The organism is Floricoccus penangensis (assembly GCF_001832885.1).
GTDB classification, from domain to species: domain Bacteria; phylum Bacillota; class Bacilli; order Lactobacillales; family Streptococcaceae; genus Floricoccus; species Floricoccus penangensis.
Genome location: NZ_MKIQ01000028.1, coordinates 289,504 through 315,513, shown reverse-complemented (window position 1 = coordinate 315,513; position 26,010 = coordinate 289,504). Strand labels below are relative to the sequence as shown.

Sequence of the window (26,010 nt, the reverse complement as noted above, 5' to 3'; positions counted from 1 at the left end):
CAACATGTTCAACATAGCTTGGTATCTTTTTTATTGTCTTTTAGTTTATAATTTTATGTGCTAAAATTAGATATTATGCTTATCTAAGTCATTATTCATAGGTAAGAAGATATAGAAAAATATTTTATTATGGAAGAAAAATATGAATAACAAATATAATAGATCGCTTTTAAGACAATTACAGAACTTTTTGTTTGGTAAGGCGAAAAAGAAATCTCCTTTTTTAGCGATATTGGTCGTTCTTGCCTTTGCACTAGCTTTTTATTTTTTAAATGAATATGAAAGTAAACAACCTCCGGTCGGAAAAGATAGTCCGCGGTACGAGGAGGTTGAGAAACCTAAGAAGGAAAAAGAGGTTGTTCAATCAGCTGATGATGAATCACTTTTAAACCTAAAATGGGATGGTACAATGCAGAATATTGCAGTACCAGTCAACAATAATAAATCAACTTTTACTGATTCCGATCTTAAAGAGGATGGAAGTGAAGATTTTTGGGTTAAGTTTTCCAAGCGTGATAAGTTAGGTAGGGCGCAAGAAGCCAATGCTAGACTTAATCGGGATACTTATATGAAGGTTAAATCTATTCAGCGTCCGAGAATTCCGCAAGGTAACGATCCTGTGGGTTGGCGCTATAAAGGAAGATCTAACAATGGACAGATATATTTTGATGGCGAAAATCAAGCTCTCTATAATAGGAGTCATCTGATCGCTTGGATGTTTATAGCTGACGCTGGTAGTATGGAGAATTTAGTAACAGGTACTCGTGCTTTTAATAATCCAGGTATGAACTATTATGAAGGTAAGATTTCTAATGCCTTGTATTATGGTAAGACTCACATTCGCTATCGTGTTACACCAATATATTCAGGTAATGAACTTCTACCTCGTGGAGTACAAATGATGGCTAAAAGCATTGAAGATGATGGAAAGACTTATGATTTAAATGTTTATGTTTTCAATGTACAACCAGGTGTTGAGATTGATTACTTAACCGGACAAAATAGTGTGCAGGAAAAACAAAACTAAATATTGAAGTTTAATCCTGTTTAAACTTTTAGCAGTCGATTCAGCACCTTTTTTAATTTCAGTCCATGGACTGATTTTTTTATGCTTTTAATTTGGCATAATGTATACATACCTAACAGGAGGGAAAAACAAATGAACAAAAAAGAAAGAATTTTAGATTTGATGCGTCGTGGAGTTATCTCAAACGAAGAAGCAATCGAATTACTTGAAAACTTAGAAAATAAAAATAAAGAAGTAAATACTGCAGGAACAGAAGACATCTTTTCTGGATTCGATCCTTCAACATTCTTTGATGGAGCAGATTTTGATAAAATAAATGATGAATATTCTTCTAAAAGTGAGGAAGATAAAAAGAAAATCGAAAAAGAAGCAGCAGATTTCGCTGATACTTTAGGAGAAGCCTTTAAAGGATTTGTTGGATGGGGAAATGAACTATTTGACAATGTTAAGAGTAAAGTTGATGATAACTTTGAATGGAAGGGTGGAACTTTCAAAGTAAAAACTACTAAAAAATCTGAAAGTAGAACAATTGATAAGGACATCCGTGCAATTAATATAGCATCACAAACAGGAGATGTAGAAATTGTTAAAAGTTCTGATGATAAGGTTAAAATCGACTTTGATTTTGAAGTATTCGGTGTAGATGATCCAGAAAAATTCATTGAAGAAAATGTAACAGTTACAGATGATGCAGGAATTCTTGATATTAATATTCCAAGCAAACGCATCTCAGCTGATATGGTGATTAGCTTACCAGCAAAACGTTATGATTCACTTACTATTAATACAATCAATGGAGAAGTTTCAATTTCATCTTCAATTATTGATTATGTAAGAGTTTCAACAATCAACGGAGATTTAGATACTGATGATCTATCTTCTTCTATTGCTGAATTAACTACTAAGAATGGTGATTTGAAAGTTACGGATGGTAACTTCACTGATCTTAAGGCAAGTACAATCAATGGTGATATTCGTGTGAATGCTGATTTTGAAACAAGTGATATTTCTTCAGTCAATGGAGCCATCCGTATGACGCCGACACTAAAGGCTAAAAAAGTTACTGCTAAGAATGTTAATGGCGATATTAAAATGTCCGTTCCATCTAAGGCAGGAATTACAGGACTTGCTAAAACTTCATTTGGTAATTACAAGACTCGTCTTGAATTAGATAACCCAGTAGATATTGGTAAGAGTGGTGTCGCCCTTGTACGTAAAGGTGATGATGTAATCACATTTGATATTGAATCAAAAATGGGTAGCATTTGGCTTAAAGATGCTGAATAGATAAGATAAAGAATGCAAATAATGTGAAGCAAGCTATCAATTGTTTGAAAACATGAGATAGCTTGCTTCAATAAATAACTAAATAACACTTGAAATAAACAAGAAAAATAAGATATTATAGATAGAGACAAAATAACAAGAAAGAGGAAAATCATGCCAAAGAAAAAACTGACAAAGTCATCTACAGATAAGGTTTGGTCAGGGGTTCTAGGAGGGATTTCAGAATATTTCGGTCTGGATTCAACTTGGGTGAGAATTGCCTATGTGGTTCTGTCAGTTTGTTCTTCTGGCTTCCCAGGTATTACCCTTTATATACTACTCTCAATAATAATCCCTAAATCACAAAACCAAACTACAAACCATAGAAACTTCGATAGTTTCAGTGGAAATTACTATGATCGAAACCAAAGAGATAGATATAATAATTCTGAACGTAAAAGAAAAGATGCTGAACCGATTTATCATGAAGATGAGGACGATTGGGCAGACTTCTAATAGATAGATTTAACGACCAGCCATGGCTGGTTTTTATATTACGGTTAGTATTAACAAGTAGCCCAGTAGTTTATCTTGAAAGCTTTGAAGTAATTAAGAAATTTATATTTTAATTAGTAAGTGAATTATGAACGTATTTTCCAGTTCTGAACTTTTAAAATTAAAAATTTTTGAGGTATAATATAATTCATAAGATATTGGAGGATTATAAAGTATGAGTAATAATGATTTTTTGGACGTAGTTGTTAATCGCCGTTCAATTCGTAGATATAAAGATAATAAGATAGATAAACAAGAAATTTTAGATATTTTAAATTTGGCTGTTAAGTCACCAAGTAGTAGAAATATGCAACCTTGGGAATTTGTTGTTGTTGAGAGCGATGAAGCAAAAGATAATTTGTCACAAATGGTTTACTCGAATGTTCAACAAATTAAAACTTCAAGTTTTGCTTTGATTATTTTCTCACGTCAAATTCTTGAGGATAATATTGAAGTGGTAGCTGAAGGTGAAGTAGTTAGCGGTAATTTTCCTGCCGAAAATAAGGATGAATATGTGGCATACATGAAGAAGAGTTATGCTTCTATGGATGATGATTCTAAGGCACATATTGCGACTTTTGATACTGGCCTGCTAACTGCAAACTTTTTAAATGCTGCAAGGCATTTTGGTTATGATACTAATGTCATTGGAGGGTTCGTGAGAGATCAAGTTAAGGATGCTTTTGCACCTGCTGATAATTTGAATCCTGCTATTGTTATTAGTGTGGGTATTGCGGATGAAGAAGGTAAGACAACTTATCGTATTCCTGCTGAAGATATCACAAAATTTGTTTAATCTTGATAAATAGGGGGTCAAGTAACCCCTTTTTTTGCTATAATAAACATAACAATAATAAGGAGAACAAGAATGTCTGTAAGTGTTAGTGATTTAGTAAACAAGATTAAGCTTCAAGTCGTACAAGCAAGTGATGAGGCTTTAGAAAGAGATGTTACTACTGCTGATATTTCACGACCAGGTCTTGAAATGTCAGGGTATTTTGACTATTACACCCCAGAGCGTATTCAACTCTTTGGGATGAAAGAGTGGTCTTATATGATGAAGTATACTAGTGATAATCGTTATGACCGTTTGAAACAAATTATTACGCCGGAAACACCAGCGGTAATTGTTGCGCGTGGTCTTGAAATTCCTAACGAAATGTACGCGGCTGCTAAGAAACAGGATGTTGCTTTACTTCAATCTAATGAGGTCACTAGTAGATTATCTGCAAATCTTACAACATATCTTATAGAAGCGTTAGCAGAGCGCCATACAGTCCATGGAGTACATATGGATATTTTTGGTACAGGTGTCTTGATTCAAGGTGCGAGTGGTGTTGGTAAGAGTGAAACCGGTTTAGAGTTGGTTAAACGTGGACACCGTCTGATTGCTGATGACCGTGTTGATGTTTATCGTAAGAATGAGTTTACCCTTATGGGGCAACCAGCTGATGTGCTTAAACATTTAATGGAGATTCGTGGTGTTGGGATTATTGATGTTATGATGCTTTTCGGTGCAGGTGCAGTAAAGGATTATGGAGAAATAAATCTTGCAGTAAATCTTGTACCATATGAAAAAGGCTATCAATATGATCGCCTTGGTAATGGAACAAAATCAATTGAACTTGCTGAAGTTAAAGTTCCTCAAATTGAAATTCCAGTCCAAACTGGTCGAAACATATCAGTAATTATTGAAGCTGCTGTTATGAACTTCCATGCTAAAAACATGGGATATGATGCAACTGAAAATTTTGTTAAAAATTTAAATACTTTAATCAAAGAAAATAGCTAAAAGTTAGGAGGAATGATGTTTTTAACTATTAATCCAGTTGCTTTTAGTTTTGGACCTATTCAAGTACATTGGTATGCACTATTTATAACGTTGGGTGCCGTCCTTGCAGTTGTCCTTGCCATGCGAGAGGCTCCAAGAAAAAATATTAAACCTGATGATATCCTGGACTTCATATTAATGGCGTTTCCAATTTCGATAATTGGAGCAAGATTATACTATGTCATCTTCGAATGGTCATATTACTCAAAGCATTTATCTGAAATATTTGCAATTTGGAATGGTGGTTTAGCCATTTATGGAGGTTTAATAACTGGCCTGATTGTTTTGATAATATACTGCTATTACAAGTTTATTAATGTTTATGATTTTCTGGATGTAATAAGTCCTGGTATTTTTTTAGCTCAGGCAATTGGACGTTGGGGAAATTTTGTTAATCAGGAAGCCTATGGTAAGGCAGTAGATAATTTAGATTATTTGCCAAAGTTCATTCAAAATCAAATGTTTATTGACGGCCAATATAGAGTACCTACTTTTCTTTATGAAAGTATCTGGAACCTTATAGGATTTGTTATTATTATAATATTGCGTCGCATACCGAAATTTATGAGAAGGGGTCAAATTTTTGCCTTTTATCTAATTTGGTATGGAATAGGTCGTTTCTTTATTGAAGGTATGAGAACGGATAGCTTAATGCTTGGTCCAATAAGAGTTTCTCAGATTGTATCGATTCTTATTTTGTTGGCGGGTATTGGGATAACCATTTATCAGTCAAAGAAAAAGGGAAAATATTATCAAGATTAAAAATATTTTGTTATAATAACAGTAATTTAGTTAGCGCTGTAGCGCTTTAGAAGGAGGTTTTTGTGGAACAAATAGGGTTGGGACAAATTGCTTTGCTCATCATTGCCATTGCATTTGTTGTCCTAGTAGTATTCTTAGTGCAATTCATTAATAAATTATCTAAAACAGTTGATGAGGTTACAAAATCAGTAAATCTTCTGACTACTGATGCTAATTTATTGTCGAGTCAGGCTGATCAAATTTTGGCAAAAACAAGTGTTTTATTGGATGATGTCAACGAAAAAATGGTAACGATTGATCCGGTCTTCCACACAGCAGCCGATCTTTCAAATAGTGTATCAAATGTGAATGAAAGTGGTCAAAACTTTGTTTCACGCTTTAAAACAGAGTCTTCAAATATTGGTAAAGCTAGTTCGATAATAACTGTGGGTCGAGCAACAAGTAAACTTTTGAAAAACAATAAAAGAAAAAACAATAAGAATAAGAAGGAGCAATAAAATGGCAAAAAAATCTGGATTTCTAGCAGGAGCACTTCTTGGTGCAGCACTTGGTGCAGCGGGAGCATACTTAACAGCTTCTAAAAAAGGTGAAGATCTTCGTGAAGACTTATTAGATGAGTTCAATGAATACAAAGAAAATCCTCAAGCAAAATTTGCTGAGCTAAAAGATGCTGCTATTGATAAAGCGTATGATGCTCGTGATCTTGCTGAAGATAAATATGCTGAATTGCGTGAAGCTATTGAAAATGGCGATATCTCAGTAGATTCAGCTGTAGATTTCCTAAATGCTAAGAAAGAAGAAGCTTTTGAACGCTTTGCTAAAGTAAAAGAAAACTTAAACTATTCTGAGGAAGAATTACGTGATGCATTTGAAAATTCAAAAGACGATTTTGACTACCAAATTGACATGACTGATATTCTTAACGATGTCGAGGATAAAGCAAAAGATGTTAAAGAAGATTTAACTGATAAGGCTGAAGATGTTAAAGATGCTGTAGTTGATAAAGCAGAGGATATCAAAGAAGATACTTCTAATAACTTTTAATTGATTGAAATAAAATGGATTAGCCCTGAGGTTAATCCATTTTTATATTATATATTTTTGAAAAAATAAAAAGGCCTGAGCCTTTTATTATTAACGTGCTGTACGTTTACGAGCAGCTTTTCTACGATTATCTTCAACGAATGCTTCTTTTTCTAATTCAGGATCAATAACTTTCTTTTTGTAAGTTAACGCACCAGTTGCAGCAATAGCTACACTTGAAGCGACACCAGCAAGAACACCTTTAGTAAATTTTTTCATGTTAAGTACCTCCGTTAGTTGTTATGAGAATATTATAACATATAATTTATTTGAGGGCACTTTATTTGATATGGGACTATGGGATGAAATTAGCATGAGTTTAGCTATAATTCTTTAGTTTAGAATCAACTCTAATTAATGGTATAATACAAACAGTAGCCATATTTATCGGCATAAAAATAATTAGTTGGAAAAATAAATGAAAAATAAAGTGATAGTAGTAGCAGGTCCTACCGCAGTGGGGAAAACAGCCCTAGGTATCAAACTTGCTCAAGAATTTAATGGAGAGATTATCAATGGTGACTCCCAGCAAGTTTATAAAGGACTTGATATAGGAACAGCCAAAGCCAGTAAAGAAGAGCAGGAACAGGCTCCTCATCATTTGCTGGATACTAAAGAAATAACAGAGAATTTTTCTGCCCATGATTTTGTGACAGATGCTAATATATTGATAGAAGATATAATTTCGCGGGGGAAACTTCCTATCATCGTTGGTGGAACAGGACTTTATCTTCAAAGCCTGATAGAAGGCTATCATTTGGGCGGTTCAGATAACCATGAGGCAATGAGAAAGCGACGAGTAGGACTTGAAGATTTAAGTGATGAAGAGTTGGAAAAATTGTTTAACTCTTATAATCTTTTTGTTCAAGAACCTAATCGTAGGAGACTAATTAGAGAAATTGAGAAGTTTGAGCTAGGTAGTGATTTAGAGAATCAAGAATCTCCGTATGAGTTTATGCTTGTTGGTTTAAATATGGATAGACAAACTCTATATGACCGAATAAATTTACGTGTCGATATTATGACAAATATTGGAATCCTTGAAGAGGCAGAAATGCTATACAAGAAATTCCCAGACGTACAAGCTACTAGAGCAATTGGTTACAAAGAATATTTCCCCTATTTTGATGGACATATTGATTTAGAGGAAGCAACAGAAACTGTTAAGAAAAATACTAGGCATTATGCCAAAAGACAAATTACTTGGTTTAAAAATCGTATGAACATTGATTTTTACGACGTATTAGATGATGCATTTCCTAATAATGTCTTGAAAGATGTTGAAGAATTCTTGAACAAGGAGGATATAAATTGATAGAAACAGAAGTAAAAAAAGAACGGGTTGCTATCGTTGGTGTAGAGACAGAAGCTAATTATAAGACTTTCTCCGTATCAATGGATGAGCTAGCAAGCTTAGTAACAACTGCAGGTGGTGAAGTAATTTTAGACTTTACTCAAAAGCGTGAACGTGCTGACGGTCGTTATTTGGTTGGAAAAGGAAAACTCGAAGAAATAAAGCAAAATATTGAAGCAGATGAAATTGATACTGTTGTCTTTAATGAACGATTATCTCCTAGACAAAATATGAATCTAGAAGAGTACCTTGGAGTTAAGGTAATTGACCGTATGCAGTTAATTTTAGATATCTTTGCTGCGCGTGCAAAAAGTTATGAAGGTATGCTACAAGTTGAACTTGCTCAGCTTAAATATATGCTACCCCGTTTGGTAGGAAAAGGAATTGCCTTAAGTCGTCAAGCAGGTGGGATTGGAAGTCGTGGACCAGGTGAAAGCCAACTTGAAATGGACCGTCGATACATTAGGACTAGAATTGAAAATATCGAAAAGGCTCTCAAGAAAGCTGAAAAAACTAGACTTAATATTCGTCAAAAGCGTCAAAAATCTGGTGTTTTTAGAATTGGATTAATTGGATATACTAATGCTGGTAAATCTAGTATTTTTAATGCTTTAACTGATAAAATTCAATATGAAAAAGATGAGCTATTTGCTACTTTAGATGCAACCACTAAAGATTTTAGTTTAAAAGATGACTTTATAGCAACCCTGACTGATACTGTAGGATTCATTCAAGATTTACCAACAGAATTAGTTGATGCATTTAAGTCTACTCTAGAAGAAAGTTCAGATGTTGACCTATTAATACATGTTATCGATGCATCTAATCCCGATCATGAAATACATGAAGATACAGTTAAAAAAATCATGTCAGACCTTGATGTGTCAGATATTCCAGTTCTGAATGTATACAATAAGGCAGACCTTACTGGCAATGATTTTACACCAACGGTTTACCCACATATTTTAATATCTGCAAAAAATAAGGATGACATTAAGAAGTTGAAGGAAACTATCGTAGATTTACTACAAGAGGTATTTGTGCCATTTACTATTAAGCTTCCATATTCGGAATCTTATAAGTTGCCTGATTTGAAGAAGATTACCTTACTTGAAGAGGTGGATGAACTGGATGATTCCTATAAAATCAAAGGTTCAATTGCTAAAAACCAAGAGTGGAGGATTGAAGATTATGAGCACATCTAAATGGATTGATTTGGCGCTGAAGTATGGTGGATATATGGAGATGGATAAGGTTCTTTTAAGTAATTCTCTTGAAAATTTATCAACTGATGCGGAAAAACTTGCTTTCGTTACGCCTCCAGCTAGTGTTGTTAATGCCTATTTTTCAGAGCTTTATCAGAAAAAAGACTCGGAAGCTGCTTTAGATTATTTTCTTGATTTGAGTAAAGCTTTGGGAAACTTTAATGAAAATCCTAGTTTTCAACAGGAGGGACAGACAGACTATCCGTCATATCGTTTTATTCGCTTGAACCTGCAAGGTATATCCTATGGTTTTATCTTTAAGAATGAAACAGGAGAGGCTATTGCTTTCCCAGAGAATAGTAGAGTTTTGGCTAAGGAAGAAGTTATACTCCAGTTAGCAACATTATTTCCATCATATGCAGTGAATATGGATCAGGGGATTGCTATGATTGAACTAGTACCAGTAAAATATTATGATGAAGAACCTTTGAATAAAAAGGTACTACCGCAGTTTCCAAGCTCGGTAATTACTTACTATAAGTCATATTTGGTAATTGAATCTGATAATTTAGAAGAGATAAAAAAACTTTCAAAAATAGTTGGTTTTGATTGTGATAAAGTGCTACAATATAGTCAAGAAAAACTTAGAGTCTTTCTAAAATCTTAACCTATTATGGAGGGTGAATTATGTGGGCATTTTTAGTAATTTTAGCTATTATACTGTTATTTTTCATAGCAGCAGCTGGAACTTTATTTTATGTAGTTAAGCAACAGACAGTTGCAATCATTGAACGTTTTGGTAAGTTTCATACAACTGCTGGATCAGGAATCCATGTTAAACTTCCTTTTGGGATTGATAGAATTGCAGCGCGCGTGCAACTTCGTCTTATTCAAAGCGAGATGACTGTTGAAACAAAAACACGTGATAATGTATTCGTTCAAATGAATGTAGCAACTCAATACCGTGTAAACGAACAAAATATTACGGATGCATACTATAAATTGATGAATCCAGTAGAACAAATCAAGTCTTACATTGAAGATGCACTTCGCTCAAGTGTACCAAAATTAACTTTAGATGAACTTTTTGAGAAAAAAGATGAAATAGCTTTGGAAGTACAACATCAAGTGGCAGAAGAGATGGAAACATATGGCTATATGATTGTTAAAACTCTGATTACCAAAGTTGATCCAGATGCTGAAGTTAAACAATCAATGAATGAAATAAATGCAGCACAGCGTAAACGTGAAGCAGCCCAGGAACTTGCTAAGGCTGATAAAATCAAAGTTGTAACTGCAGCAGAAGCAGAAGCTGAAAAAGACAGACTTCATGGGGTTGGTATTGCCGAACAACGTAAGGCAATTGTTGATGGTTTATCAGCTTCAATCCTTGAAATGAAGGAATCTGGAGTTCATATTAGTGAAGATGAAATTATGTCAATCTTATTGACTAACCAATATCTTGACACCTTGAATCAATTTGCTGAACATGGAAATTCATCAATTTTCCTACCAGCTAGTCCAGAAGGTGCAGATGATATTAGAACACAAATTCTCTCTGCTCTAAAAGCTACTAAATAAATTAATAAAAAGGAAAACGACTTACTTTGGTAGGTCGTTTTTGTATTATTGTATATTAAAAAGACGACATTTATGAGTCGTCTTGTAAATTAGTTTATTTTTCTTCGTCTGGTGTAAGTACCATTGGAATAATGATTGGATTTCGTTCAGTTTCCTTGTATAAGAATGGGCGAAGTGAGTCAGTCATTGCCTTGGCCACAGTTGATTCATTTGCATTTTCAGCGTTAAGTGCTTTGCGAATGGCATTGAAAAGTACACGTTGACTACTTCTAATTAAGTCACCTGATCCGCGCATATAAATAAATCCACGGCTTAGAAGATCAGGTCCTGCAAGAATTAACTTAGACTTGAAGTCAACAGTTGCGACTGCGAGAACAACACCGTCATCAGATAGTTCATGGCGATCACGAAGTACTGCACTTCCGATATCTCCAATACCTGATCCATCAACGTAAGTATCTTGAGCATTAAAGTGACCAGCAGGACGAGCAGTATCTTTTGTTAAGGCGAGTACATCACCATTTTCCATAATAAAGCAATTTTCTTTTGGTACACCTGTATCTTGAGCAAGCCCAGCATGAATTTTTAACATACGATACTCACCGTGAACGGGCATGAAATATTTAGGTTTGATAAGGCGAAGCATAAGTTTTTGCTCTTGTTGTCCACCATGACCTGATGTATGGATATTATTCATCTTACCATAGATAACTTTAGCTCCTGCTTCAGAGATTGAATTAATAAGTTGATTAACTCCATGAGTATTACCTGGAATTGCATTAGATGAGAAAACTACTGTGTCACCAGGTTGAAGTGTAACCTGTCTATGCATTCCGTTAGCAATACGACTGAGAGCAGCCATTGGCTCACCTTGACTACCTGTACACATGATTAATATTTCATTACCAGGATATTGGTTAACTTCATGTGGTTCGATAAAAGTTCCTTTCGGAGCTTTTATGTATCCAAGTTCAAGACCATTAACAATAGCTTTCTCCATACTACGACCAAACACAACAACTTTACGACCAGTCTTAACGGCTGCTTCAACAGCTTGTTGTAAACGGAAAATATTTGAGGCGAAACTTGCGAAGATAATTCGTCCTTCAATTTTTTCGAAGATTTTTAGAATTGATTGGCCAACAACTTTTTCACTATGAGAGAAAGTTGGTATTTCGGCATTTGTAGAATCTGAAAGAAGAAGTAACACTCCTTCGTCACCGAGTTGTGCCATGCGATGTAAATCCGCTGGTTTACCAACTGGAGTAAAGTCAAATTTAAAGTCACCAGTAGCGACAATCTTTCCTGGCGGTGTTTGAACAACAACACCAAGTGGCTCTGGAATTGAGTGAGTAGTGTTGAAGAAACTTACACTAGTTTTACGGAATTTAATAACGCTGTTTTCGTTAATTTCATATAGAGTAGCATCGCGTAAAAGACCATGTTCTTCAAGTTTACCACGTATAAGAGCAAGTGCTAATGGTCCCGCATAAATGGGAATATTAGCTTGCTTTAGAAGGAAGGGGATTCCTCCTATGTGGTCTTCATGACCGTGTGTGATAAACAGACCTTTAATACGGTCAATGTTATCAACAATAAAGCTATAATCAGGTATGACGTAATCAACACCTAATAGGTCGTCTTCTGGGAATTTGATACCAGCATCAATCAGAATAATTTCATCTTGATATTGGATACCATAGGTATTTTTACCTATTTCTCCCAATCCACCGATGGCAAAGACACCGACTTCATTATTCTTAATATTTAGTTTTGTAGACATTCTTTCTCCTGTTTTTATATACGCAAAAAGCATCCTAATTTAGGACTTTTTGCATTCTTTATTAAAATTTTGTAATCTTGAAACCCTCAGATTCTCTTTCATACTCTTCTGCTTCCTTAGATAGAGCATCAATAAATTCAACATTGTAAGGTGTGTTATCTGCAACTAGTTGACGTACTTCAACGATTCCTGTTTTTGCATCTACATTATCAAGTTCAACGTATAGTGATTTAGTTGTTTCACGTTTTGGTGAACGTAGTTTTGTTTCTTGGTAAAATACTTTAAATAGCATGTTTTATTTCTCCTGAATGTTAAATTTTTGTACCACGAAGGTATTATAGTTATTAACTATATTTTGCCTGTGCACCCAAAGGTCGCATGATTGCAATTATCACTATAATAGCATAAAATAGTAAGGGTTGCAAAAAGTATAAATTTAAAATAAACAATAAAAAGAATAAGTAAAAGAGGTAGTAATGAAAATCTTAGCATTCGATACATCTTCAAAAGCTCTTGCAGTAGCACTTGTCGAAGATGGAGATATTCTAGGTCAAGTTACCTTAAATATAAAGAAAAATCATAGTATCACTCTAATGCCTGCCATTGATTTTCTGATGGCGCAAGTTGGTCTCAAACCAAAAGATTTGGACCGTATTGCAGTAGCAAAAGGGCCAGGGTCATATACAGGACTTAGAATTGCTGTGACAACAGCCAAAACACTGGCCTATAGTTTAGATATTGAACTTGTTGGTGTATCAAGCTTGCAGGCTATGGCAAAGAACCTTGATACATCATCACTTGTAGTACCTTTGATGGATGCAAGAAGAAAAAATGTATACGCAGGGGCTTACTTGAATGGAGAATCTGTGATTACAGATAGACACACATCATTTGATGATTTAGTGCCACTCTTGCAAGAAAGAGATGAAGAAATTGTATTTACAGGAGAAGTTGATAATTTTATCGACGATATCTCAGAAAAACTTCCAAATGCAAGAGTAATTAATGACTCATTATTAAAATTACCTTCAGCCTATCAAATAGCTCTTGTCGGAGTAGAAATGGAACCAGTGGAAATTCACACATTTGTTCCAGAATATTTGAAACGAGTTGAAGCAGAAGAAAAATGGCTTGAAACACATCATGAAGATAAAGATACAGGATATATTAACAAAATTTAATCAGCGATTATTTGGTCTCAAAGGATTGAATTTTGATGAAAAAATTGATGGTTTTTATTATTGTTTAGCAGAAAAATCAGATATTTTTTATTTACTTGCAATTGAAAGAGACGTTTATGATGGAGATACTCCATGGACTTATAGTCATTTCGAATTTGAGATTGAAAAGAATCCCAATGCAAACTTCTTAATTGCGGCTAAAAATGATAAACCAATAGCATTCATTGGTACAAGAATTGATTTTCATGAAGATAGTATTCATGTTACTAATCTTGCTGTAAAAAAAGAATTCCAACATAGAGGAATTGCTAAAAATTTTTTAGCTCAAGTTGAAGATCTGTGTCAAAAATTAGGAATTAATAAAATTAGTTTAGAAGTGAAGCTAACTAATCAGGTAGCTCAAGCCTTATACAGATCAAATGGATTTTTAAGTGAAAAAATTTTACCTGAATATTATGATGATGGAAGTGATGGCTTATGGATGGAAAAAAATTTATTGGATGATGAGAATTGATGAGAGAATTATATATTAAACGAATAAATCCTGATTTAGATTGTTTAAGAGATATAGCGATCGATGTTCATCTTATTCTAAGTGATGTTTATGATACTCCACCGTGGACTTTTGAACAGACATTTTCTGATTTATTAAAAGTAGATACTATCTATTTTTTGGCTTATCACGAGGAAAAACCAATAGGATTCTTATCAGCGGTGGAAGTAATGGATGAGATTGAAATCACTAATGTTGCGGTTATTCAAGATTTCAGGGGGCAAGGAATTTCATCGGATTTATTGAGTCGACTATTGAAATTTGATGGAACTTTTTTTCTAGAGGTCCGAAAATCAAATGAAGTTGCTAAGAGCTTATATAAAAAGTATAATTTTCAAGCTTTTCATGAACGAAAAAATTATTATAAAAATCCCACGGAAGATGCAATTTTAATGCGTTTAGAAAGATTATAAAGATGAAAGATAGATATATTTTAGCCATTGAAACGTCTTGTGACGAAACTAGTGTGGCTGTTTTGAAAAATGACGATGAATTATTGTCGAATATTATTGCTAGTCAAATTGTTAGTCATAAACGATTTGGCGGAGTAGTGCCAGAGGTTGCTAGTCGCCACCACGTAGAACAGATTACTCTGTGTATTGATGAGGCGTTAGCTGAGGCTGATGTTGAAGTTGACCAACTTGATGCTGTTGCTGTGACTTATGGTCCAGGTCTAGTTGGGGCACTTTTAGTTGGTGTTGCTGCGGCAAAAGCTTTTGCTTGGGCAAATAGTTTGCCATTAATTCCTGTTAATCATATGGCAGGTCATCTTTGGGCTGCACGCCTGGTTGATGAATTAGAATTTCCACTTTTAGCCCTTTTGGTTTCTGGTGGGCATACTGAACTGGTCTATGTTGAAGAACCAGGTTCATACAAAATAGTAGGTGAAACTCGTGATGATGCAGTTGGTGAGGCCTATGACAAGGTTGGTCGTGTAATGGGGCTTACTTATCCAAGTGGCCGTGAAATTGATCAACTAGCTCATATTGGCAAGGATATTTACAATTTTCCACGCGCCATGATTAAGGAAAATAATTTAGAGTTCAGTTTCAGTGGACTTAAATCGGCTTTCATTAATCTAAAACATAATGCAGATCAAAAAGGTGAAACTTTATCAAACGAAGACTTATCTGCATCATTTCAAGCTGCAGTTCTTGATATCCTACTTGCAAAAACTAAAAAAGCACTTGCGCAATATCCAGTTAAAAACTTAGTTGTTGCGGGTGGAGTTGCCGCTAACCAAGGGTTAAGAGAACGCTTAGCAGAAGAGATTACAGATACCAAAGTTATTATCCCACCATTAAGACTATGTGGAGATAACGCAGGAATGATTGCAGCAGCAAGCGTCTGTGAATACGAAAAAGAAAACTTCGCACCACTAAACCTAAACGCAATCCCTAGCCTGAGCTTTGAAGTTAGTAGCGATTAAAACTAGCAAGTTTACTTGCTTAAGTTTTATCGACATCGTAGCTAATGGAATTAGCGAAGTAGGAGTAATTCGAAGAATTACGAACACTTATAAAGTATGATATTAAAAAACCCACTTGATAATTGAATCTCGCATGAGAGTTAATTATCAAGTGGGTTTCGATATCGCTATTGATATTTATTTTCTTGTTTTTCTTCATCTTCTATAGAAAATACAGTGAGCTTATAGCTATTATCTTTAACATATGCAAAATAGAAAATGATTATAGCTAAGATTGCTACGACTGAAGTTAGACGATTATATTGATTGTTAAATACATTATTTGATAAAAAAATTTGAATCAGAGGGATAGAAATTAGTACATAATAGCATTTTTTATTTGTAGTTATTGTAACAAGTGAATTGTCAGGTATATTTGTTACCTTACTATAACCTCCAATAGTTCCAACTCGAACGGAGTTAACTTCTTTTGTGTTTTCTATTGTTGTATAATCTTCATTACATATTTTGGCAATTTTTTTACCATCAATATAAATGTTTATCTTTACAAGTATACCTATAAAACCAGTTTTTCTATGAAATTTAATAGCCATGGTGTACCTTTCTCTTAAGCTGATAGTATTAATAGTAATTATGACACTTTATTTATATAAATAACACAAAAAAAGAGCCTCGAAGCTCTTTTTAAGTAATTATTTATCGTTTTTTGTTCTATTAACATATGCTTGATAAATTAAGATACTAATTATTGAGAATCCAATAGGTCCTGCAAGCATCCATATTGTATCTTTTGGACCTGCTCCATCAATGATTGGTTGTATAATTGTGAAAACATTGGCACCAAGAACTAATATAAACACGACTGTACTAACAATAACAGTAGTAGAATATGATTTATAAACTTGGAATGGACGATCTAAACCTTCTTTTTTCTTAAATTTAGGGAAGGCATAAATTAAGAATAGGTATGGCAAGGTTATTGAAACATTGGCCATTAAAGTTAATACATTGTAGAATTGTCTAGGATCACTTGCACCAAATGATGCGACTAGAATAATTGTTACTACTAAGGCACATTGAATCCACATTGCGTAACTTGGCATACCATTTTTGTTCAAGACAGTGAATTTTTTAGGCCATAATTTTTTAGGTGTACCCATAATTAATGTTTTAAGCGGTGAATAAGTTAAAGAGAAGAAAGCACCACTATAAGCTAGGAACATACCAAGACCAGTATATCTAGCAAACCAATTACCCATAGTAATTGCGGCTGCTTCTTTGAGTCCGATAGCCTTACCAAATTCAAAACCTAAGTTATTCATCATAACATAGCTGATGTTACCGAGGTTGGTTGTTTTACCTGAAAGAACAGTATCCCAATTTGTTGATACTCCCCATAGGAATATACCTAAGGCATAACCTACTGAGATAACTATAGCTGAGATGATAATTGCTCTTGGGAAAGTTTTTTCAGGCTTATCAGTCTTATCGACCATTGCTCCCAAAGTTTCAAGACCACCATAGGCAAAAATTGCAAATACAGCAAATCCAAGCATAGCAAGTGGGCTTTGGTAAGCAGGGTTTGGAGAAGACATAATGTGCTCAAATGGTTGAGCTAGCTTACCGCCATTAGCTACTAAAATAATACCTGAAATTACTAGTAATACAGCGTTTAAGCTAGTAACAGCTAGACCACCAAGACTCGTAACTTTTACAATTCCTTTGACACCTTTGATTGAAATAAAGGTAACAGTTATCATCCATAGACACGCCATTAGACCTACAATTTGAGTAGAAGTTAGTCCAAACATACTAAGCTTTTGAGTTTGGTCACTTCCAGCAAATGCGGTTGTAAGTGGAATGAAGACTTTAGATGATGTAGAAACCATCCAAATTACATATGAAGCAAACCACATGAAAGTTGCAACAAATGCAAAGCGTGGGCTTACACTGACCTCAAGCCACTTATACATTCCACTATTCTCCCCTTTAATTGCTGAACCATATTCAGCCATCATTAGAGCAAATGGAATGAAGAAGAAGATTGCTGCTAGGACATAAAAGATTATTGATCCATAACCCATTAAATAATAAGCAACCGGTCCGTTTGCAAATCCAAATACAGAGGTAAAAATCATCAGAACTAATGCTCCAAGGCTCATACCTTTTTGAGTTTTTGACATAAAAATACTCCCATAATTTTTGTAGAAAATATTGCATAAAAAAAGCATGTGATTGCAATAAATACAAGAAATTTTCCCACTCTCTACTTTATAATTAAAAAAAGAGAAACACAAGTAAATTATTGAAATTTTTAAATTAGGACAAATAAAAACATATTAGCTATATAAAAAAACTTCCTGTTAGATTTAACGGGAAGTTTTTTCTGAATTTTTTGTTAACTTATACGCTAATTTAAATGATTGAGATACCCAAGTTGATAGTTCATTACGTATCTTAATCGCCATAAATTTCCCCTTAATTAGTCCCTGCCACCCAACCAGTAGCAAGGGCAGAAGTGATGTTGTATCCACCAGTATGGGCATTAATATCTAAAACTTCACCGACAAAATACAGTCCGGGAACAGTTTTCGACTCCAAAGTCTTCGGATTTATACTTTTTAGTTCAACACCACCAGCGGTTACAAAAGATTTTTCAAGAGAAAAAGTTTTTTCGATTGATAGCTCCCAATTCTTAGCTAGGTGAGCAAGTTCTTGTAATTTCTGCTTACTTACTTGTTTAAGAGGAATTTGTGGGTCAATTCCAATTATATTTAATAAATATAGTAAAACTCGCTCTTGAAATTCACCTTTAAGAGAGTTTTTTATAGCCTTATTCTCATCAAAAGTTAACCATTTTTTTACAAGTTCTTCTTGATTGAGATTAGCAAAAAGATCCAAATAAATATTTGTTGGTTCTTTAATATAAGTTGATGCTCTGAGTGCTGCAGGACCTGACAAACCAAAATGAGTAAAAAGAATATCGTGGACAATAGTCTTTTTTCCTACTTTTACAGTCACATCATCCATTGAAATTCCCTGAAGGTCTCTAATTGGTTTATCCATTATTAATGGACTTTCGGAAGGTCTTAGATCAGTAAGTGGAATATCAAATCGTCTTGCAATTTCATGACCAAATCCTGTTGAGCCAGTAGATGGGTAAGTTTTACCACCTGTAGCTACAATGACACGACTTGCTTCATACTCTTCCTTGTCACTAGTTTTAACCATGAAAAAATTGCCAGTCTTTTTGACCGAAACAACTTCGACTTTAGTTTTAATGGTAACCCCAAGTTCTTTCATTTTATCAATTAGAGCATTGATTATAGTCATTGATTTATCTGTTGTTGGAAACATGCGACCATGGTCTTCTTCTTTTAGTGGAGTACCATTATCCTGAAAGAAGTTTATTATGTCTTTGTTGTCAAATTGTGAAAATGTTGAGTGGAGGAATCTTCCGTTACCAGGTATATTTTCGATAATTTCATCAATATTAGCGTTGTTTGTGACATTGCAACGCCCACCGCCTGTCATAGAAAGTTTTTTACCGAGACGTCTATTTTTTTCAATAAGTATTGTTGAATGTCCGTAGTAGCTAGATCCTATGGATGCCATCATACCAGAAGGCCCGCCACCGATTACTATTGTGTCATATTTATTCATGGTTTAATTTTAGCACAAGTTTATTTTATATTCAGCTTTATCGCTTGAAATAATGCAAGCGCTTGAGTGAAAATGTTTTCAATGTGTTGAAAAATGAATAGAAAAAGGATAAAATTACTGTGAAAGACTAATTTAGTGGATAAGTTCACTAAATAGAAAAATTTGGAGGATATTATGGCTCATATTAAATTTGATTATAGTAAATTAGCACCATTTGTTGCTGATCATGAACTTGATTATATGCAAAGTCAAGTAACAGCAGCTGATGAATTAATTCGTAAAGGAACTGGTGCGGGTTCTGATTTCCTAGGTTGGTTAGACTTACCTGAAAACTATGATAAGGATGAATTTGCTCGTATTCAAAAAGCAGCTGAAAAAATTCAATCTGATTCAGAAGTTCTTGTAGTTATTGGTATTGGTGGTTCTTACCTTGGAGCACGCGCTGCAATTGATTTCTTGAGTAATTCATTTGTAAATCTACAATCTAAAGAAGAACGTAAAGCACCACAAATTCTTTACGCTGGTAATTCAATTTCTTCGACTTATTTATCTGACTTAGTTGAATATGTTGCTGATAAAGAATTCTCTGTAAATGTAATTTCAAAATCAGGAACTACAACAGAACCTGCTATTGCTTTCCGTGTATTTAAAGAACTTTTAGTTAAGAAATATGGTAAAGAAGAAGCTAATAAACGTATTTATGCTACAACTGACAAATCTCGTGGAGCTGTTAAAGTTGAAGCTGATGCTGAAGGTTGGGAAACTTTTGTAGTTCCAGATGATGTTGGCGGACGCTTTTCAGTTCTTACTCCCGTTGGTTTACTTCCAATTGCTGCAAGTGGAGCTGATATTCAAGCATTAATGGATGGAGCCAATGCAGCACGTAAGGAATATACTTCTGATAAGATTTCAGAAAATGAAGCATATCAATATGCAGCACTTCGTAATATTCTTTATCGTAAAGGATACGCAACTGAAATTCTTGCGAACTATGAACCAAGTCTTCAATACTTCTCAGAATGGTGGAAACAACTTGCTGGTGAATCTGAAGGTAAGGATCAAAAAGGAATTTATCCAACTTCAGCAAACTTCTCAACAGACTTACACTCTCTAGGACAATTCATCCAAGAAGGTGCACGTATTATGTTTGAAACAGTCGTTCGTGTTGACAAACCTACAAAAAACATCACAATCCCTAGTCTTGATGAAGATTTAGATGGTCTTGGTTACCTTCAAGGTAAGGATGTAGACTATGTTAATAAGAAAGCTGCTGACGGAGTGTTGCTTGCTCATACAGATGGTGGAGTTCCAAATATGATCGTAAGTCTTCCAGAACAAGATGAATTTACATTAGGTTATGCAATTTACTTCTTTGAAATTGCAATTTCACTTTCTGGCTACTTGAATGCCATTAATCCATTTGACCAACCAGGTGTTGAGGCATATAAGAAAAATATGTTTGCATTACTTGGTAAACCAGGATATGAAGAACTAGGTAAAGAATTAAATTCTCGCCTATAATCAAAATTATAAAGAAAAAGGATGAACTTTCGGTTCACCCTTTTTTATTTGAATGTATTTTTCTTATAGAAAGGTACATTTTTTGTTTTTAAGGAATCTTAAAGTTTGGATTAAGTTTTAAGCAAGTTTCGTGAAAGGTTTAATAAAGTTTTGTGAATTATTATTAATACAAATAAAATAACAAGAAGGAGCAAGACTTATGAAATTAAAGAATGTTTTTCAAAGGCAAGAGGTTAAATATACTTTAACTTTTGAGCAGTATGAAAAGTTAAGGGTGCTTTTAAAAGATAAACTTTTTGAGGATCAATATGGACTTCATACTATATACTCTCTTTACTATGATACTGATAATTTTGACATGATAAGAAAATCAATTGAAAAACCTGATTACAAAGAAAAATTTCGCATACGGTCATATGGGTTACCCACTGCTGATTCAAATGTGTATTTGGAAATCAAGAAAAAAGTAAACGGCATAGTATACAAGCGGCGTGTTGAACAACCATATTCAGCTTTGAATTTAATTGATACTTATACAGCACTAGAAAATCCCTTCCAAAGCAAAAATAGTCAAGTGAATCGTGAAATAACTTATCTTTTCAGCAGGCAGGTTTTAGAACCGAAGGTTTTGATTGCCTATGACAGGAAGGCTCTCTATACACCTGAGGACGAAAATTTTCGTGTAACTTTTGATTTTAATATTCGCTATTCTTTAGATGAGTTAGATTTTCAAGAAGATGGAATGAAAGGTGTAAGCCCAGATGTAGATGTACTTATGGAGGTCAAGAGTTTGGCTAGTTACCCACTTTGGTTTTCAAAAGCACTGAGCGATATTGGAGCTTTTAAGGCTAGTTATTCTAAATATGCACGGGTTTATAAGGATTTTATAGTTCCACGCGAAAATTTTAAGGAACTTGATAGAAAAATAAAAGAAATAGGAGAGAAAGCTTATGCTTAACACGTTAATTGGAGTCGGGGTATCTATTACCCTTGGTTTATTGGTAGCTTTGGTACATACTTACCGCAATGTTTATAGTAAAAATTTTATTATCACCTTAGTTGCCCTACCGGTTCTTGTTCAACTGGTAATAATGCTTGTCAATGGCAATCTTGGTACTGGAGTAGCCGTCATGGGAGCCTTCTCCCTTATTCGATTTAGGTCAGTTGCAGGTGGTGCGCGTGAGATAACAAGTGTTTTCTGGTCGATGGCTATAGGACTTGCTACTGGTACTGGTGCCTATATGGAGGCAGCTATATTTTCAGCAATCACAGCACTTTTAATTATTACCTTAAATACCCTTAGGTTCGGTGAGCAAAATAAAGTTGCTGAACGTACACTTAAAATAACTATTGCTGAGGATTTGGATTTTCCAGGTATATTTGATGAAATACTAAATAAGTTTACCTATCAATTTGACAATGAGTCTGTAAAGACTACGAATATGGGAAGTTTGTATGAGCTTCGCTACAACATCAAATTAAAAAATATTGAAGATGAGAAAAAGCTCATTGATGAAATTAGAGTTCGAAATGGGAATTTACCTGTTTCCTTAGGCAGATTAGCACAGAATAGTGAGGTATTATAATGTCAGCAAATAAATTAAAGAAAATTGTGTTTTTACTAAGTTCGAGCTTGCTATTAGCAGCTTGTTCCAACAATTCTTCAGCAACAAGCACGAAGACAGATTCTAATCAGACAGCAACTGTTCAAAATGTGTCTACAAATAGTAAAGTAGATGAAAGTAATGCAACGACTATTGATTTATCAAAAGAAACTGGTAAAACTGTTGAAATTACTAAGGCAGGTACATATATCTTAACGGGAGAATATAAAGGTCAAATTCATATCAAAGCCGATAAGTCTGAAGTAACAATTATTTTGAAAAATGCTAAGATTTCTTCTAGCTCAGGTCCTGCAATATACTCGGAAAGTGCATCTAAAACAACTATCTCGCTTGTTGGGGAAAATTCACTTTCCGATTCAAGCAATTATCCAACAACCGATGATGCACCAAATGCGACTTTATACGCTAAAAATGATTTAGTTTTGACAGGTGAAGGTACGTTATCTGTGAAATCAAACTATAAAACAGCCATTCGCTCAAAAGATATAGTAACAATTGAAAGTGGTACATATTCAATTGAGAGTACTACTGATGCTATTAAGGCAACTGACCAAGTAATTGTTAATGGTGGGAAAATCGATATTAAGTCAGGAAGTGATGGAATACAAGCGACTAGCACAAAAGATGGTAAGGGAATAATTACAATTAAAGATGGTGAAATTAATATTTCAGCTGAGAAAAAAGGACTCAAAGCTGCTAAAACACTTAATGTAGAAGGTGGTACAACAAATATCACTAAATCATATGAAGGTTTTGAGGCAGAAGTTATTAATATTAAAGGTGGTAAAAATACTATTGTTGCTTCTGATGATGGAATAAATGCTTCATCGTCATCTTCAGATTCCAATACTGATGATACAAAATCAACTAATAGTAAAACGAATGATAAGACTGATAAAAGTCAAGATATGCAAAAACCAGATGGACAAACTCCACCAGATGAAGGAGGACAAGGAGGGCCTAATATGAATGGAGGTGGTATGCCAGGCAGTGGTGATGAGGCGGATGAAAATCTTATTATTAACATTACTGGTGGAAGTACGACCGTTAAAGCAAGCGGAGATGGAATTGATAGTAATGGTAATGTAAATATGTCAGCAGGTACTTTAATTGTTGAACAAAATGGTGATGGTGATGCTCCTCTTGATTTCAATGGTGAGTTCAATCAATCAGGAGGTACTCTTTTAGCATTGGGTTCATCAAGTATGGCGCAAACAACTAAAGGAAGTCAGGCTGGTCTTGCAGTATACGAAGAAGCAAGTGGAAAGGTTACTATTGAGGATGGCAAAGATACATTGACTTACACACCATCAAATTCATACAGTTTCCTCTTTGTTTCAACTCCCAACATGAAAAATGGAAGCAGTGTGAAAATTAATAGTAAAGAATATAAGCTAACTGATACCATCACAACTAGTGGACAAGCAAATAACCAAATGGGAGGTATGGGTCAAGGTGGAGGACCTGGTGGTCGTAGATAATGAAAGGTGAACTTTATGGTAAGAAAAACAAACAAAAAAGTAAAACCCTTGTGGAAAAAGCTGACAATAGTTTTGGCAACATTGATTTTTATAACTAGTAGTGCTCTAGGGATATTTTTTAAAACAGATGTTTTTGCAAATCAGCGTGATTTATGGGTTCAAACAGCCATGAATACTTCAAATCATAAATGGCTTGCAAGGAGCTTCCTTAGTGAAAATGAAATAAATACTATTTTGGCTAAATATAAGGTTGAAAATACGAGCAAGTCAAATAGTGAGTCAGTCTCTTTAAGCACTGCTTCACCAAAAATAAGCACTTCATCTACTGATGAAAATAATACTTCTATCAAAGAAATTAGTGGCTCTACTTATAAGGGTTATGTTGTTACAATTAAGGATCCATCAACGGTCAAGCTAGTAAATACTTTAACGTCATCTGGTGGTGGGACTAAACTTTCAGATACGGTTGCAAATAATTCTTACAAGGTCGCTTTAAATGCTGCGGGCTTTGACTTTGACCGTGCTAGTGAATCAACTGGTGACCAGCCATTAGATTCTTTAACAATTATTGATGGTAAGCTTCTATATGGAGATAAGGAAACTTCTTATCAAATGATAGGAATGACTTCGGAAGGAAAACTTGTCTTGGGTGACTATACTTATCAAGAGGCTATTGATGCTGAAATTGATGATGCTATATCATTTGGGCCATATCTTTTGGTTAATGGAGAAAAACAAGTAACTGAAAAATCTACAGGTGGATACCAACCTCGAACGGCTATTGGACAAGCTGCTGATGGGACTTTCTTCTTTGTTGTTATTGAAGGGCGTTCGTCATCAAGTGTTGGGGCTACGCTTTATGATTTACAAGAAATCATGGAAAATCTTGGCGCAGTCAATGCTACTAATCTTGATGGTGGTGGATCAAGCGAGATGTACTATGATGGTGAACTTGTAAATAATTTGAGTAACAGTAAGGAAAGAGAATTGCCTAATGCTTTTGTAGTAAGTAAGTAAGATAAAGATCATGAAAAAAGCTATCAGAATTTATAAATCTGATAGCTTTATGCTGTTCTAATTTTCCATATAACTTACAAAATCAAAGTCTTTTAAGCCTGCATTTAGTGCGATTAAAAGTTTAATACGTGCCTTTTGAGAATTAACTTCGCGACTAAATAATACGCCATCACTATGAAGTTGAACGCCTCCTCCTTCATAGCTATATACCGGTTCAGCAATACCATTAAAGCAACGAGACACAAGAATAACTGGGATTTTGTTTTTTAAAATTCTATCAAGGCTCCTAGCAGCAAGTGGTGGAAGATTTCCAGCTCCGAGTGCTTCAATTACTAAGCCATCAAGTCTATCCAAATCAAGTAAATCAATAAGTTCACCTGTCATACCAGCATAAGCTTTTATAATCGGAACATTTCCTTTAACGCTATCAATATCAATATGCTTATCTTCATGTTCATTTTGGAAATATAGAATATGATTTTTTGTTAAAAGCCCTAGAGGACCGTGAGTTGGTGTTTGGAAAGTTGAAACGTTAGTCGTATGGGTTTTAGTAACGAAACGTGCAGAGTGAATTTCGTCATTCATAACCACTAAAACTCCTCGATTTGCTGAATTATCATCTGCGGCGACACGGATGGAAGTTAGGAAGTTATAAGTTCCATCACTTGCAATTTCATTACTTGATCGCATGGCACCAGTGACAACTATTGGTTTACCTCTTTCGATTGTTGAATCAAGGAAGTAGGCAGTTTCTTCAAGAGTATCTGTTCCATGGGTAATTACAACCCCATCAATATTCTCATTAGCAAATGCCTTATTAATTCTTTTTTTGAGTTTTAGCATATCTTCTAGTGTTACTTGAGGACTTGGTAAATTAAAGAAATCTTCAACTATAAGATTTACATTATCTAAATCGACTTGGATATTATTCATAGGGTTTATTTGATCAGGTTTTACGTTTCCGCTCTCGTCTTCAAGCATTGAAATAGTACCACCAGTATGTAATACAAGAATATTTTTCATTTTATTTCCTTTGTTGTTAGTCTTTGAAGTGAAATATTTTTATAAAAATTGTATAATAATTACTAGACTA

At 34.4% G+C, this 26,010-nt stretch carries 28 protein-coding genes; 21 read left to right on the top strand and 7 right to left on the bottom strand.

From position 1 onward, the window contains the following. Nucleotides 1–142 precede the first annotated feature (142 nt). From BG262_RS08160 to BG262_RS08125, 8 genes are all read left to right on the top strand, one after another. The gene (locus tag BG262_RS08160; RefSeq protein WP_070788398.1) at nt 143–1,027 is read left to right on the top strand and encodes a DNA/RNA non-specific endonuclease; all 885 of its coding nucleotides are present in this window, start codon (nt 143–145) and stop codon (nt 1,025–1,027) included. Nucleotides 1,028–1,159: 132 nt separating this feature from the next. Further along, a complete protein-coding gene (locus BG262_RS08155) occupies nt 1,160–2,314 on the top strand; it encodes a DUF4097 family beta strand repeat-containing protein (protein WP_070788397.1) in 1,155 nt (384 codons plus the stop codon). 153 nt (nt 2,315–2,467) lie between these two features. Further along, on the top strand, nt 2,468–2,809 hold the full coding sequence (locus BG262_RS08150) for a PspC domain-containing protein (RefSeq protein ID WP_070788396.1): 342 nt from the start codon (nt 2,468–2,470) through the stop codon (nt 2,807–2,809). A gap of 214 nt (nt 2,810–3,023) precedes the next feature. Beyond that, on the top strand, nt 3,024–3,644 hold the full coding sequence (locus BG262_RS08145) for a nitroreductase family protein (RefSeq protein ID WP_070788395.1): 621 nt from the start codon (nt 3,024–3,026) through the stop codon (nt 3,642–3,644). Between the two features lie 72 nt (nt 3,645–3,716). After that, the gene (gene hprK / locus BG262_RS08140; RefSeq protein WP_070788394.1) at nt 3,717–4,640 is read left to right on the top strand and encodes an HPr(Ser) kinase/phosphatase; all 924 of its coding nucleotides are present in this window, start codon (nt 3,717–3,719) and stop codon (nt 4,638–4,640) included. Between the two features lie 15 nt (nt 4,641–4,655). Continuing rightward, nucleotides 4,656–5,441: a prolipoprotein diacylglyceryl transferase gene (lgt, locus tag BG262_RS08135; RefSeq protein ID WP_070788393.1), complete on the top strand. Its 786-nt coding sequence runs from the start codon at nt 4,656–4,658 to the stop codon at nt 5,439–5,441. A gap of 62 nt (nt 5,442–5,503) precedes the next feature. Further along, a complete protein-coding gene (locus tag BG262_RS08130) occupies nt 5,504–5,938 on the top strand; it encodes a DUF948 domain-containing protein (protein WP_233278841.1) in 435 nt (144 codons plus the stop codon). A 1-nt stretch (nt 5,939) separates the two neighbouring features. Beyond that, nucleotides 5,940–6,485, top strand: coding sequence for a YtxH domain-containing protein (locus BG262_RS08125; protein WP_070788392.1), 546 nt, complete (start codon nt 5,940–5,942; stop codon nt 6,483–6,485). Between the two features lie 90 nt (nt 6,486–6,575). Here the strand turns inward: BG262_RS08125 and BG262_RS08120 are convergent, their stop codons facing one another. Continuing rightward, nucleotides 6,576–6,743 carry a DUF3042 family protein gene (locus BG262_RS08120; protein ID WP_070788391.1) on the bottom strand — a complete coding sequence of 56 codons (168 nt, stop codon included), beginning with the start codon at nt 6,741–6,743 and terminating at the stop codon, nt 6,576–6,578. Nucleotides 6,744–6,942: 199 nt separating this feature from the next. On the opposite strand from BG262_RS08120, the gene miaA reads away from it, so the two are divergent. From miaA to BG262_RS08100, 4 genes are read left to right on the top strand one after another with little or no spacing between them, the layout of a single operon-like run. Continuing rightward, nucleotides 6,943–7,839: a tRNA (adenosine(37)-N6)-dimethylallyltransferase MiaA gene (gene miaA / locus BG262_RS08115; RefSeq protein WP_070788390.1), complete on the top strand. Its 897-nt coding sequence runs from the start codon at nt 6,943–6,945 to the stop codon at nt 7,837–7,839. Next, the gene (hflX, locus tag BG262_RS08110) at nt 7,836–9,083 is read left to right on the top strand and encodes a GTPase HflX (protein WP_070788389.1); all 1,248 of its coding nucleotides are present in this window, start codon (nt 7,836–7,838) and stop codon (nt 9,081–9,083) included. Before miaA ends, hflX begins: the two co-directional genes overlap by 4 nt. Continuing rightward, nucleotides 9,070–9,750 (top strand): hypothetical protein, encoded by a 681-nt coding sequence (locus BG262_RS08105; RefSeq protein WP_070788388.1) that lies wholly within the window; start codon nt 9,070–9,072, stop codon nt 9,748–9,750. The genes hflX and BG262_RS08105 overlap by 14 nt, the downstream gene beginning before the upstream one ends. A 20-nt stretch (nt 9,751–9,770) precedes the next feature. Then, nucleotides 9,771–10,664, top strand: a complete 894-nt coding sequence (locus BG262_RS08100) for an SPFH domain-containing protein (protein WP_070788387.1) — start codon at nt 9,771–9,773, stop codon at nt 10,662–10,664. 94 nt (nt 10,665–10,758) lie between these two features. On the opposite strand, the gene rnjA is transcribed toward BG262_RS08100, so the two are convergent. Further along, complete coding sequence (gene rnjA, locus BG262_RS08095; RefSeq protein WP_070788386.1) at nt 10,759–12,447, bottom strand: ribonuclease J1; 1,689 nt, start codon at nt 12,445–12,447, stop codon at nt 10,759–10,761. A gap of 61 nt (nt 12,448–12,508) precedes the next feature. Further along, nucleotides 12,509–12,739, bottom strand: a complete 231-nt coding sequence (locus BG262_RS08090; protein WP_070788385.1) for an RNA polymerase epsilon subunit — start codon at nt 12,737–12,739, stop codon at nt 12,509–12,511. A 184-nt stretch (nt 12,740–12,923) separates the two neighbouring features. On the opposite strand from BG262_RS08090, the gene tsaB reads away from it, so the two are divergent. From tsaB to tsaD, 4 genes are read left to right on the top strand one after another with little or no spacing between them, the layout of a single operon-like run. Beyond that, nucleotides 12,924–13,628 (top strand): tRNA (adenosine(37)-N6)-threonylcarbamoyltransferase complex dimerization subunit type 1 TsaB, encoded by a 705-nt coding sequence (gene tsaB / locus BG262_RS08085; protein ID WP_070788384.1) that lies wholly within the window; start codon nt 12,924–12,926, stop codon nt 13,626–13,628. Continuing rightward, nucleotides 13,591–14,142, top strand: coding sequence for a ribosomal protein S18-alanine N-acetyltransferase (rimI, locus tag BG262_RS08080; protein ID WP_070788383.1), 552 nt, complete (start codon nt 13,591–13,593; stop codon nt 14,140–14,142). The genes tsaB and rimI (BG262_RS08080) overlap by 38 nt, the downstream gene beginning before the upstream one ends. After that, nucleotides 14,142–14,594 carry a ribosomal protein S18-alanine N-acetyltransferase gene (gene rimI, locus BG262_RS08075; RefSeq protein ID WP_070788382.1) on the top strand — a complete coding sequence of 151 codons (453 nt, stop codon included), beginning with the start codon at nt 14,142–14,144 and terminating at the stop codon, nt 14,592–14,594. Before rimI (BG262_RS08080) ends, rimI (BG262_RS08075) begins: the two co-directional genes overlap by 1 nt. Nucleotides 14,595–14,596: 2 nt before the next feature. Continuing rightward, the gene (gene tsaD / locus BG262_RS08070) at nt 14,597–15,610 is read left to right on the top strand and encodes a tRNA (adenosine(37)-N6)-threonylcarbamoyltransferase complex transferase subunit TsaD (RefSeq protein ID WP_070788381.1); all 1,014 of its coding nucleotides are present in this window, start codon (nt 14,597–14,599) and stop codon (nt 15,608–15,610) included. Nucleotides 15,611–15,777: 167 nt separating this feature from the next. Here tsaD and BG262_RS08065 read toward each other — a convergent pair whose 3' ends face one another. The 3 genes from BG262_RS08065 to BG262_RS08055 form a co-directional block, all read right to left on the bottom strand. Beyond that, entirely contained in the window at nt 15,778–16,203 is a 426-nt protein-coding gene (locus BG262_RS08065) for a hypothetical protein (RefSeq protein WP_070788380.1), read from the bottom strand. 99 nt (nt 16,204–16,302) lie between these two features. Then, on the bottom strand, nt 16,303–17,793 hold the full coding sequence (gene yjeM / locus BG262_RS08060; protein WP_070788379.1) for a glutamate/gamma-aminobutyrate family transporter YjeM: 1,491 nt from the start codon (nt 17,791–17,793) through the stop codon (nt 16,303–16,305). A gap of 295 nt (nt 17,794–18,088) precedes the next feature. Then, nucleotides 18,089–19,273: a BaiN/RdsA family NAD(P)/FAD-dependent oxidoreductase gene (locus tag BG262_RS08055; RefSeq protein ID WP_070788378.1), complete on the bottom strand. Its 1,185-nt coding sequence runs from the start codon at nt 19,271–19,273 to the stop codon at nt 18,089–18,091. Nucleotides 19,274–19,447: 174 nt separating this feature from the next. On the opposite strand from BG262_RS08055, the gene BG262_RS08050 reads away from it, so the two are divergent. The 5 genes from BG262_RS08050 (at nt 19,448) to BG262_RS08030 (ending at nt 24,917) form a co-directional block, all read left to right on the top strand. After that, a complete protein-coding gene (locus tag BG262_RS08050) occupies nt 19,448–20,794 on the top strand; it encodes a glucose-6-phosphate isomerase (RefSeq protein WP_070788377.1) in 1,347 nt (448 codons plus the stop codon). Nucleotides 20,795–20,993: 199 nt separating this feature from the next. After that, a complete protein-coding gene (locus tag BG262_RS08045; protein WP_070788376.1) occupies nt 20,994–21,752 on the top strand; it encodes a polyphosphate polymerase domain-containing protein in 759 nt (252 codons plus the stop codon). Next, nucleotides 21,745–22,380, top strand: coding sequence for a DUF4956 domain-containing protein (locus BG262_RS08040; RefSeq protein ID WP_070788375.1), 636 nt, complete (start codon nt 21,745–21,747; stop codon nt 22,378–22,380). The genes BG262_RS08045 and BG262_RS08040 overlap by 8 nt, the downstream gene beginning before the upstream one ends. Then, nucleotides 22,380–23,900 carry a carbohydrate-binding domain-containing protein gene (locus BG262_RS08035; RefSeq protein ID WP_070788374.1) on the top strand — a complete coding sequence of 507 codons (1,521 nt, stop codon included), beginning with the start codon at nt 22,380–22,382 and terminating at the stop codon, nt 23,898–23,900. The genes BG262_RS08040 and BG262_RS08035 overlap by 1 nt, the downstream gene beginning before the upstream one ends. 15 nt (nt 23,901–23,915) lie before the next feature. Continuing rightward, on the top strand, nt 23,916–24,917 hold the full coding sequence (locus BG262_RS08030; protein WP_070788373.1) for a phosphodiester glycosidase family protein: 1,002 nt from the start codon (nt 23,916–23,918) through the stop codon (nt 24,915–24,917). Between the two features lie 57 nt (nt 24,918–24,974). Here the strand turns inward: BG262_RS08030 and BG262_RS08025 are convergent, their stop codons facing one another. After that, nucleotides 24,975–25,940 carry an asparaginase gene (locus BG262_RS08025; protein WP_070788372.1) on the bottom strand — a complete coding sequence of 322 codons (966 nt, stop codon included), beginning with the start codon at nt 25,938–25,940 and terminating at the stop codon, nt 24,975–24,977. Nucleotides 25,941–26,010 lie beyond the last annotated feature (70 nt).